The organism is Cellulomonas gelida (assembly GCF_006538725.1).
Classification (GTDB): domain Bacteria; phylum Actinomycetota; class Actinomycetes; order Actinomycetales; family Cellulomonadaceae; genus Cellulomonas; species Cellulomonas gelida.
Map to the genome: position 1 here is coordinate 1 of NZ_BJLQ01000064.1, position 10235 is coordinate 10235.

Sequence of the window (10235 nt, forward strand, 5' to 3'; positions counted from 1 at the left end):
CAGCCGCGCGACCGTGTCGTTCGCCTGCGACGCCACGCCGGTCGCGGTGTGTGCCACGCGGGCCGCCTCGCTCGCGTTCTGCGCGATCTCCCGGATGGACGCGCCCATCTGCTCGCTGCCCGCGGCGACGGCCTGGATGTTGCGTGAGACCTGCTCGGCCGCGGCGGCGACCACACCGGCCTGCGCCGTGGTCTCGTCCTGCGACGACGCGAACTGACGCGCGGCGGCGGCCAGCTCCTCGGACGCGGCGGCGACGGTCGTCGACGACTCGCCCATGCTCGCGAGCGCCTCGCGCAGGCTGGTCCGTGCGCGGTCCAGCGCGCCGGCCATCTCGCCGAGCTCGTCGTTGGCCTTGACGTGCGTCTCGACCGTCAGGTCGCCCGCGGCCAGCGCGTCGAGGCCGGACTGGACCGCCCTGACGTCGCGCACGATCTTCTTGGCCACGCGCATGCCCTGGCCGACCGCGACGAGCACGCCCACCGCCATGACGACGAGCAGGATGTTGCGCGTCTGGGTGCTCGCGGCGCGGGCCTCGGCGGCGGTCTCGCTCGCCTCGTCGGCCTGCCCGTCCGCGATCCCCTCGAGCTCGTCGAGGATGCCCGTGCTGAGCGGCACGAGCTCGGCGGCGCGCTTGCGGTCGAAGGTCTCCATGTCGCCCGCGGCGGCGAGCGCGACGAGCTCGTCGGAGAGCTGGTGGTAGCTCTCGATGTCGGTGAGCACCGTGTCCACCGCGACGTCCAGCTCGCCCTCGAGGTCCAGCGCGTCGAGCTCGGCACCGGTCGCGGTGAGCGCGTCCTTCGTCGTCGTGCGCTCGCTCTCGTAGCTCGCCTTGGCCTCCGCGGTCGTCGCGGTCGTCGCGCTGAGCGAGGCGAGGCGGTACGCGGCGAAGTCGTAGCGGACCTGCTGCGTGAGGCGGACACCCAGGGTGTCGTGCTCGTACAGCTCGGTCGTGCGCGCGGCGGCCGAGCCGAGCGCGGTCAGCCCGACGACGCCGATGATCAGGGCCGCGATCGCGCCGATCCCGACGGCGGTGAGGATCTTGGCGAGCACGCTGGAGCGTGCGCCCCGCAGGGCGGAACGGCGGGTGGACGGCTGGGAGCTCATCGGCATGTACCTCGTGGGAGTGTCACCCGAACGGCTGCCCGGGCGATGTCCCCATCGGTTCCTGGGCGAGATGTGTGAGTCGTCGGGATGAGTCGCCCACGTCACTCTCAGCGCGCCGACGAGCGGTTCCGGGGCACAGCGGCGCGCGCGAGCGCCGGGTGGCGCGCAGGGTCGTCAGGCGGTGAGCGCGCCGCGCACGATCGAGTCGCCCGAGTGGGCGGGGTTGCCGTCGAACGGCTCCTGCGACACGTCGACCACGGAGAACTCGTCGAGGTCGAGACCCGCGGGCAGGTCGAACCGGCCCGACGAGCCCGCGAGCGTCCCGACGCTGACCAGGCCGCTCACGTCCGGGGTCAGCAGCCACACCTCGCGGAATCCGTCGGGCGCGGTGTCCTCGGCCACGTCGACGACGAGCGTGCGGGTCCCGTCGCGCGCGACCTGGACGGTCGCCGAACCCTCGGCGGACCAGCCGGGCAGCGGCTCGAGGGTCGCGGTGGCGACCACGGTCTGCGCGCGGTCGTCGCGCGACTGGACCCAGCCCACGCCGACGCCACCGATGACCACGCCCGCGGCGGCCGCCCCGGCGATCCATCCCCACGCGACGCGCCGCCGACGGGTCAGCGGCACGACGACCGCGTCCGGCTCCCCGACGACGGCCTCGGAGGTCCCGGGTCCCGCCTCGGACTCCCCGACGACAGGCCCGGGCTCCCCGACGACAGGCCCGGGCTCCCCGACGACCGGACCCGGACCCGGCCCCGCGAGAGGCGCGGCGTGCGCGCCGGTCGCCGGTGCGGCAGGGGTCAGCTCGAGCTCGGCGGCGATCCGCTCCCACACCTGCGGCCCGGGCGCGACCATCTCGGTGTCCGCGGCGCGCGCCAGGCCGACGACCTCGCTCAGCGCGGCCACCTCGCCCGCGCACCGCTCGCACAGCGCGAGGTGGGCGCGCTCGTCGGGCGTGCCCGCGTCCTCGCCGAGAGCCAGGAGGGCCAGCACGTCGTCGTCCACGTGGGTCTCATCCAACGGCACCGTCCACCTCCCATCGGTTGCGCAGCCGGGCGAGACTACGCCGCACGTGGCTCTTCACGGTGCCGAGCGGCAGGTCCAACCGGGTCGCGATCTGGTCGTGCGTGAGGTCCTCGTAGAAGGCGAGCCGCAGGATCGTGCGCTGCGGGTCGCCGAGGCGTTCGAGCTCGTCGGCCACCACGACGCTGTCGACGACGCGGTCGTCGGGGGCGCCCACGTGCTCGGCGCGCGGCTGCGCGCCCTCGACGCCCGCGACCAGCCGGCGGTCGCGCGACCGCCGCTCGTGCGCGTCGGCGACTGCGTGCCGCGTGATGCCGATCAGCCAGGCGGGCAGGCGCGCGCGGGTGGGGTCGAACCGGTGCCGGCCCCGCCACGCGTCGACGAACACCTGCTGCGTGACCTCCTCCGCGTCGGCGACCGTCCCGAGCGAGCGCAGGGCGATCGTGTGGACGAGGGTCGACCAGCGGCGGTAGGCCTCACGGACCGCGTCCTCGTCGCCGGCCGCGAACGCCGCGCCGAGCGCCTCGACGTCTTCGCCGTCGGTGTCCGGGCGGCGGCGGGGCTCGTCGGGCGCGAGCGGGACCGAGCGCAGCGGAGCGTCGGACCGCTCCGCGCCGCTACCGGTCACCCAGCTCTCCATGTCCCTCGTCGTGGTGCTCGACCGCGCACGCTGCGCCTGGATCACGGCCACCGCCGACATCGTCAGTCACCCGTCGGCTCGGCGGTGACGACGACGTTGTCGGCGTAGTGCCCGATGTCAGCCTGCCACGCCCCGCCGCAGGTGACGAGCACCAGACGTGGCGGGCCGCTGCGGGCGAACCACACGTCGAGGGGTGCCTGGTCCTTGGCGATCTTCTCGACGGTCGTCACGCGATACGCGTGCCGGGTGCCGTCGGACGACGTGACGACGACCGACGCGCCAGGCTCGACGCCGCGCAGTGCCGCGAACGGCCCGATCCCGCTGCGCCGCGAGTCGACGTGAGCGGCCAGGAGCGCGTTTCCGCTCTCGCCGCCCGGCACGGGCCCGAACCGGTACCAGCCGGCCTCGTCCGCGTCCGGGGGGAGCTCCATGCTGCCGTCGTCCTCGACCCCCACGGGGATCACCGCCATGTCGATGTCCTCGCTGGGGACCGCGATCCGCACCGGCGCCGGAAGGGGGGTCGGCGCCGGTGCGGTCGCGTCCCGGACCGGGACGGCGGGCAGGGCCGGGGTGGGCCCCGCCGTGGCCGTGGGTCCGGGTGGCGTCGACGTCACGGCAGGTGCCGGCTGCGGCGTGCGCTGACTGCTCGAGGAGCAGCCCGCGAGCAGCGCGGCGACCAGCCCGCTGACCAGGGCGAGGGTGAGGGCCCTGGTCAGCGGGAGGCGGCGTCGTGCCATGGTCGGGTCGGCCTCTGCGGGTCAGCGGCCGGCGCGTGCGGGCCGACGGTTGGCGACGACGAAGGACGTCGCGCCGAGCACCACGAGGGCGCCGAGCGCGAACGGCCACAGCTGCGTCGAGCCCGAGTCCGCGACGAGTCCCAGCTCACCGGCCTGGACCGCGGTCGGGTCGCTGTGCAGGCCGTCGATCGTCTGCGTGGCCAGGGCCAGCGTCGACGGGTCGGCGGTCGCGTTGCCCCAGGCGTACAGGATCGTGTTGGTCCCCTCGGTGACGTTCACGTCCGCCGGGCCCAGCAGGGCGGGCTCGGTGGTCCCGGTGGCGACGACGCTGGCCGGGACAGTGCCCGCGGGCAGGTTCAGCACCTTCTCGTCGGGGTTCTCCAGGTTGGTGATCACCGCGTCCGTGCCTGCCAGCACGTCGACGCCGGGTGCCGCCGCGACGTGGCGGACGGTGATCCGACCCTCGCCGGGCTTCGTCGTGGACGTGTCGTTGGTGAACAGCGTGGCGGTCGGCTCACCCGAGGCGTCCAGGTGCGCGACGGCCGTGTAGTTCGTCGACGCGGCGAGCTTCAGGTCCACGGGACCGATGGCCGGCGCGCTGTCGTCCGCGGCGTCGGCCGCCGTGATCGCGACCGTGTACGTGCCGGCGGGCAGGGCCAGCGGCCCGGCGAGCTTGCCGGGCTCGAAGTCGTCGAGCGTGAGCTCACCGTTGACGTAGACGTCGACGGTCAGGCCCGGCACGCCGTGCAGCACAGAGAGCTGGGCCTCGTCGGCGGCGGAGGCCGGCCCGGCGGCGAGGGCGACGGTGGCCAGACCGAGGGCGCCGGCTGCGGCGCCGGCGAGAAGTCGAGTGCGCATGGTGCGTCCTTCCGGAGAGCAGCGCCGGGATGGCGCCTGACGAACCCTCTTCCGGCCGAGCGCGCCGCACGGATGCACCTCCGCCCCACTTTCTTCCGCCGATGCCGTCCCGTCGCGTGTCGGCGAGCGCCCATCGGGGCCGCACCCCTATGAGCTCGACGCCCACGCCAGGGCCGATGAGGATGGCGTCGTGGACGTATCCGAGCGTGAGCGGTCGGCACGCGTCGTGCTCGTGTGCGGACCCGCGGGGTCCGGCAAGTCGACGCATGCGCTGCGGCTCGAGCGTGAGGGGTTCGCGCGGCTCTCGTTCGACGAGGAGGCGTGGCGGCTCGGCCACCGCACCCACCCCGTGCCAGGACCGGTCGCGGAGGTCGTTCACGCGCGGCTCCGCGAGCAGCTCGTCGCCCTCGTCGGACAGGGCCGTGACGTCGTCGTGGACACGTCCTTCTGGTCCCGAGCGGCCCGCGACTCCTACCGCGCCCTCGTCGCGCCCTTCGGCCTCGTACCGGTCGTCCACCACCTGGCCACGCCGCGCGACGAGGTCCTGCGTCGCCTGGCCCGACGAGCCGGCACCGGTCCGCACGACGTGGTCGTGCCGCCCGACCTCGCGCGCGACTACCTCGAGGGTTTCGAGCCGCCGGACCCGGACGAGGGCCCGGTCGTCGTCGTGCGCTGACGTCGGCGGCCTCCGCGCATGGGCGAGCGGCCTCTGCGCAGGCGCGGGCGGCCCGGACGCAGCATCATGGCCACGGGTCATCAGCGAGTGAGAGGTGAGCATCCGTGGAGCACTGGACGATCGCGACCGTGGCGCAGCAGAGCCCGGACTTCCGGCGCGTGCTGTGGACCGGCAAGCACAGCCAGCTCGTCATCATGACGATCCCCGTGGGCGGCGAGATCGGCGAGGAGGTCCACGAGGACGTCGACCAGATCCTCACGTTCGTCTCCGGGACCGGCAAGGCGGTCGTCTCCGGCGAGGAGCGCAACGTCGCGCAGGGTGACCTCGTCGTCGTCCCGGCGGGCCGGACTCACAACTTCCTCAACACGGGCGAGAACCCGCTGATCCTCTACACGGTCTACGGGCCGCCGGACCACGCCGACGGGGCCGTGCACCACACCAAGGAAGAGGCCGACGCCGCGGAGGAGTCCGGCAAGGACGAGCCCCCGACCGAGTGACCGACGGGCGACGCGCGGGGCTCCGCGCGTCGCCCGCCGTCAGGGGAGCGCCGCGACGACCGTCTCCGCCACCGGCCACGCGCCGTCCGAGGTGTTCGCGACGACCGTCCACGTGGTGCCCGTCGACGGCGAGTGACCGCTGCGGAACGACACGCCCGCGTCGGCGCCGACGAGCTGCAGCCCGTCGCCGGCCGGGTCGAGCCAGAAGCCGAGCCCGTAGCGCAGCCCCTCCTCGGGCACGTCGCTGACCGGTGTCGTCATCGTCGCGACGGTCTCGTGGGACACGATCCGACCCTCGTCGAGCGCGGTCCAGAACCGGTGCAGGTCCCCGACCGTCGCGTATGCGCCGCCGTCGCCCGTCGCCAGGACCGGCAGGTGCAGCGCGTTGGTCCGCACCTCGCCGTCGACGACGACGTAGCCCACCGCGACGTCGCCCGGGAGGTCGTCGGTCCGCAGGAAGTCCGTCGCCGTCATGCCCGCGGGCGCGAGCACGCGCTGCCGCACCAGGTCGTGGTAGCTCACGCCGCTCGCGCGTTCCGCGAGCAGGGCCAGCACGACGAACGCGCCGTTGCAGTAGGAGAACCGCTCGCCCGGGGCGGAGACCTGCTCGTGCCCGTCGAGCACCGCGAGGAACTGCTCGGTCGTCGCGAGCCGGTGCACCGGGACGGTCATGAGGTACTCGCCCGAGTCCGCGTCGTCGTCCAGGTAGTCGCCGATCCCCGAGCGGTGGGCGAGCAGGTGCTCGATCGTCACGGCGTCGTCGACGAGCGGCAGGTCTGCGCCGAGCAGCGAGCGCGCGGTCGTCGTCAGGCTGAGCGTGCCCTGCTCGACGAGCGACATCACGACGAGCGCGGTGAGGGCTTTCGACCCGCTCGCGATGCCGAGCCGCGTCTCGGGCGTCATCGCGATGCCGTACGCCCGGTTCGCGAGGCCGAACGCGCGCACCAGCGGCGGCTCGCCCGCGCGGTCGACGCGCACCACCCCCGAGAAGTCGTGCTCCTGGGCGGCGGTCGTGAGCTCGTCGTCGAGGCTGGACATGGGCTCGACTGTAAGTCGCGGTGGCGACGACCGACGAGCTCTTTGCCTACCCGCGGACGTGCCCCGGGTCAGTGGTCGTGGCGGTGGTGCGCGTCCGGGTAGTGCTCGTGGGTGTGGGTGACCGCGAGGTGCGTGTGCACGTGACGGTGCCGCACCCCGGCCGCGACGGGTGCGTCGTGCTCGTGCTCGTGGTGGCCGTCGTCGTGCGTGTGCCAGTGCTCGTGCGTGACGGCGGCGTGCGTGTGCTCGTGCGCGTGCTCCTCGCTCAGGTGCAGCCACGTCCCGACGCCCATGAGCACGCCGGCGAGCAGCAGCTGCCACGTCACCGGGTCGCCGAGCGCGACCGCGAGGACGGCACCGAAGAACGGCGCGACCGAGAAGTACGCCCCGGCGCGAGCGGTCCCGACGTGCCGCAGCCCGACGATGAAGAGCACCAGGCTGAGCCCGTACGCCACGAAGCCGAGAGCGAGCGCGGACGCGGTCACCGCGACCGTCGGCAGCCGCGCGCCCAGCAGGAGCGCGACGGCGAGGTTCGTCGGCCCGGCGACCGAGCCCTTCACCGCGGCGAGCCAGGTCGCGTCCGTGAGCGAGACCCTGCGGGTCAGGTTGTTGTCCAGCGCCCAGCACGCGCACGCCCCGACGATCGCCAGCGCGGGCCCCATGCTCGTGACCTGGGCCTGCCCGCCCGGCACGGCGATCACGACCGCACCCGCGACGATCGCGAGCATCCCGAGCACGACGCGACGGCCGGCCGGCTCGCGGAACACCACCCACGCGATGACCGCGGTCAGCACGCCCTCGGCGTTGAGCAGAAGCGACGCCCCCGAGGCGGGCATCGAGGACAGCCCGACCATCAGCAGCACCGGACCGGCGACGCCACCGGCCACCACCGCGCCGACGAGCCACGGCACGTCGTGCCGAGGGAGCCGGACCCGCGGCGAGCGGCGCACCAGCCGCCAGACGCCCATCCCCAGCCCGGCGCCGACGTACAGCAGTCCGGCGAGCAGCCATGGGCTGACCTCGCCGAGCAGGAGCTTGGCCAGCGGGGCGCTCGCGCCGAACAGCACGGCCGCGAGCAGTGCCGCCTGCACGCCGCCGTTCCGCAGCCCGCCGTGCCGCACCCTGCTGGAGCGCCCACCCGCCGAGTCCCTCACCCCGCCATGCTCCCTCACGGACGTGCGCCCGACGCAGGACCGCACGGGGCGGAGCAGGTCACCACTGGGAGCGGGCGTAGTCCTTGAGGAAGCAGCCGTACAGGTCCTCGCCGGCCTCGCCGCGCACGATCGGGTCGTAGACCCGCGCCGCGCCGTCGACCAGGTCGAGGGGGGCGTGGAAGCCCTCCTCGGCGAGCCGCACCTTGGTGGGGTGGGGGCGCTCGTCGGTGATCCAGCCGGTGTCGACCGCGGTCATGAGGATGCCGTCGGCCAGCATCTCGGCGGCGCTCGTACGCGTGAGCATGTTGAGCGCGGCCTTGCTCATGTTCGTGTGCGGGTGGCCGGGGCCCTTGTAGCCGCGGGAGAACACGCCCTCCATCGCGGACACGTTGACGATGTACGTGCGGCGCGCGGGCGAGGCCGCGAGGGCCGGGCGCAGGCGGCTGACCAGGATGAACGGCGCCGTCTGGTTGCACAGCTGGACCTCGAGCAGCTCCATCGGGTCGACCTGCTCGACGGTCGCGACCCAGCTGTTGGTCTCCGCCGCGTCGGGGATCAGCCCGCCCGCGTCGATCGACGTGCCCGCGACGAGCCGTTCGAGGCTCGCGGCCTGGGCGGTCAGGGACTGCGCCGTGAGCTCGTCGGCGGCCGCGCGGGCCGCGCGCTCGATCGCCAGCGCGGGGCTGGACAGCTCGCTCACGGACCCGGCGAGCGCGCGCGGGTGGGCGTCGCTGGTGTGCCCGAACGTCGTGATCATGCGCGCGCCCTCGTCGGGCAGCGGCGCGAGCTCGGCCTCGGCGATGCGCGAGTAGGCGCCGGGCGAGCGCCGCACGGTCTGCGCGGCGTTGTTGATGAGGATGTCCAGCGGCCCCTGCGCAGCGACGTGGTCCGCGAGCGAGACCACCTGCGCGGGGTCGCGCAGGTCGATGCCGACGACGTGCAGGCGGTGCAGCCAGTCGGCGGAGTCCTCCATCGCGCTGAACCGGCGCACGGCGTCGCGCGGGAAGCGCGTCGTGATCGTCAGGTCCGCGCCGTCGCGCAGCAGGCGCAGCGCGATGTACATGCCGATCTTGGCGCGCCCGCCCGTGAGCAGCGCACGCCGGCCGGTCAGGTCCGTGCGGGCGTCGCGCTTGGCGTGGTGCAGCGCGGCGCAGTCCGGGCAGAGCTGGTGGTAGAACGCGTCGACGACCGTGTACGACTCCTTGCAGACGTAGCACGGGCGCGCCCGCAGCAGGGTCCCGGCGGTCGCGTTCGTCGCCGACGAGGTCAGCGGCAGGCCGTTGGTCTCGTCGTCGATCCGCCCGGGGCTGCCGGTCGCGGTCGCCGCGACCACGGCGGCGTCGGCCGCGGCGATCATCTGGCGCTTCTCGGTGCGGCGCTGCTTCTTGGCGGCCTTGAACAGCGCCGACGACGCGCGACGTGCGGCAGCGTGCTGCGCGTGCGTCTGCGGCAGGACGGCGACCTGGTCCATGACCCGCAGGAACGTCGCGAAGTCGGTGGGGTCGACGCCGGGCTGCTGGGGCGTCAGGTCGGCCGCGGGGTCCGCGGGCGTGGTCGTCTGCGCGCTCATGCGCCGTCCGTCCTGCAAGTGGGGGAGTGGCCGTCGCGGTGTCGCGGGCCCGAAAGATGGTACGCGGCGCCGTCTCGCCGCGGGGGTGCGCTCCACCACACCTGCACACACCCCGCTCGCCCTCGTTCCCGCGGGACGCGGGCGACGAGCGACCGGTCAGGCGCGCGAGCGGAACGGCGCGAGCGTGGCACGCACGTGGTCGGCGGCGCCCCAGTCGTCGTCGAACTGCGCGAGGACGGCCAGGTGCTGGCGCAGCTGCAGGATCGGCATGCGCTCGCGCCAGCCCGCGTCCAGCCCGGTGAGCTCGGCGTACAGGTCGAAGAACGCGCGAGCCTCGGGCGGCGGGACCGTGGTCCACACGTGCGCCAGGTCGACCTCGGCCCACGTGTAGGACACGGCGGGGTCGATCAGCGCGGGCCGACCGTCAGAGGTGGCCAGCACGTTCTGCGCCCACAGGTCGCCGTGCGTCAGGCACGCAGGGCGCTCGGGCAGGAGCTCGGGCAGCCGTGCGCAGAGCCGTTCGAGCGCGGTGCGGTCCGCGTGGTCGAGCGCCGCGACGACCCGCGGCTCGTCGAGCCAGCGCAGCAGCCGGTTCCGGGCGAAGAACTCGAACCCGTCGTCGTGCCACGTGTTGACTTGCCGACGGCGCCCGAGCCAGTTGTCGCGGTGCCACCCGAACGCCGGATGGGTCGTGGTGTGCAGGCGTGCGAGCGTGTGCGCGAACCGCGCCCAGAACGCCTCGTCGGCCGGGCGGGTGTGCAGCGCCTCGAGGACCAGGACGTCGGGCGTCACGACGAGCACGTCGGGCGTCGCGGCGCCCCCGAGCATCCGGAGCGCGGCCAGCCCCTCGGCCTCGGTGGCGAACGCGTCGGGCGACGGCGCGACGTCGAAGGCCTTGACGAACACCGACGAGCCGTCGGCGCGGCGGGCCAGCCCCG

11 protein-coding genes are annotated in these 10235 nt (G+C 74.4%); 2 read left to right on the forward strand and 9 right to left on the reverse strand.

Translation table 11 applies throughout. The features are described 5' to 3' along the window. The 5 genes from CGE01nite_RS16195 to CGE01nite_RS16215 all read right to left on the reverse strand — a co-directional run. Positions 1–1104, reverse strand: a 1104-nt coding sequence (locus CGE01nite_RS16195) for an MCP four helix bundle domain-containing protein (protein WP_170211005.1), incomplete at its 3' end; no start/stop codon positions are given. A gap of 174 nt (positions 1105–1278) precedes the next feature. Continuing rightward, entirely contained in the window at positions 1279–2130 is an 852-nt protein-coding gene (locus CGE01nite_RS16200) for an anti-sigma factor (protein WP_141371717.1), read from the reverse strand. Then, positions 2117–2818, reverse strand: a complete 702-nt coding sequence (locus CGE01nite_RS16205; RefSeq protein WP_229747571.1) for an RNA polymerase sigma factor — start codon at positions 2816–2818, stop codon at positions 2117–2119. The genes CGE01nite_RS16200 and CGE01nite_RS16205 overlap by 14 nt, the downstream gene beginning before the upstream one ends. Before the next feature lie 11 nt (positions 2819–2829). Then, positions 2830–3504, reverse strand: coding sequence for a class F sortase (locus CGE01nite_RS16210; protein ID WP_141371718.1), 675 nt, complete (start codon positions 3502–3504; stop codon positions 2830–2832). A gap of 21 nt (positions 3505–3525) precedes the next feature. Beyond that, on the reverse strand, positions 3526–4362 hold the full coding sequence (locus CGE01nite_RS16215) for a DUF4397 domain-containing protein (protein WP_141371719.1): 837 nt from the start codon (positions 4360–4362) through the stop codon (positions 3526–3528). A 190-nt stretch (positions 4363–4552) separates the two neighbouring features. On the opposite strand from CGE01nite_RS16215, the gene CGE01nite_RS16220 reads away from it, so the two are divergent. Both CGE01nite_RS16220 and CGE01nite_RS16225 read left to right on the forward strand, forming a co-directional pair. Continuing rightward, positions 4553–5038: a P-loop nucleotide/nucleoside kinase family protein gene (locus CGE01nite_RS16220; RefSeq protein ID WP_053071712.1), complete on the forward strand. Its 486-nt coding sequence runs from the start codon at positions 4553–4555 to the stop codon at positions 5036–5038. Positions 5039–5142: 104 nt separating this feature from the next. Beyond that, the gene (locus CGE01nite_RS16225; protein WP_141371720.1) at positions 5143–5535 is read left to right on the forward strand and encodes a cupin domain-containing protein; all 393 of its coding nucleotides are present in this window, start codon (positions 5143–5145) and stop codon (positions 5533–5535) included. A 39-nt stretch (positions 5536–5574) separates the two neighbouring features. Here the strand turns inward: CGE01nite_RS16225 and CGE01nite_RS16230 are convergent, their stop codons facing one another. The 4 genes from CGE01nite_RS16230 to CGE01nite_RS16245 all read right to left on the reverse strand — a co-directional run. Beyond that, a complete protein-coding gene (locus CGE01nite_RS16230) occupies positions 5575–6573 on the reverse strand; it encodes a serine hydrolase domain-containing protein (protein ID WP_141371721.1) in 999 nt (332 codons plus the stop codon). A 68-nt stretch (positions 6574–6641) separates the two neighbouring features. Further along, positions 6642–7727, reverse strand: coding sequence for a DMT family transporter (locus tag CGE01nite_RS16235; protein WP_229747570.1), 1086 nt, complete (start codon positions 7725–7727; stop codon positions 6642–6644). A gap of 58 nt (positions 7728–7785) precedes the next feature. Next, a complete protein-coding gene (locus CGE01nite_RS16240; protein WP_141371722.1) occupies positions 7786–9297 on the reverse strand; it encodes an SDR family oxidoreductase in 1512 nt (503 codons plus the stop codon). 156 nt (positions 9298–9453) lie between these two features. Next, positions 9454–10235: fructosamine kinase family protein (locus CGE01nite_RS16245; protein WP_141371723.1), on the reverse strand; the 782-nt coding region annotated here is incomplete at its 5' end.

What these genes read in the sequence shown, in the direction of transcription:
- CGE01nite_RS16210 (WP_141371718.1), bottom strand. Translation starts at nt 3,504, where the DNA reads ATGGCACGACGCCGCCTCCCGCTGACCAGGGCCCTCACCCTCGCCCTG.
- CGE01nite_RS16215 (WP_141371719.1), bottom strand. Translation starts at nt 4,362, where the DNA reads ATGCGCACTCGACTTCTCGCCGGCGCCGCAGCCGGCGCCCTCGGTCTG.
- CGE01nite_RS16230 (WP_141371721.1), bottom strand. Translation starts at nt 6,573, where the DNA reads ATGTCCAGCCTCGACGACGAGCTCACGACCGCCGCCCAGGAGCACGAC.
- CGE01nite_RS16240 (WP_141371722.1), bottom strand. Translation starts at nt 9,297, where the DNA reads ATGAGCGCGCAGACGACCACGCCCGCGGACCCCGCGGCCGACCTGACG.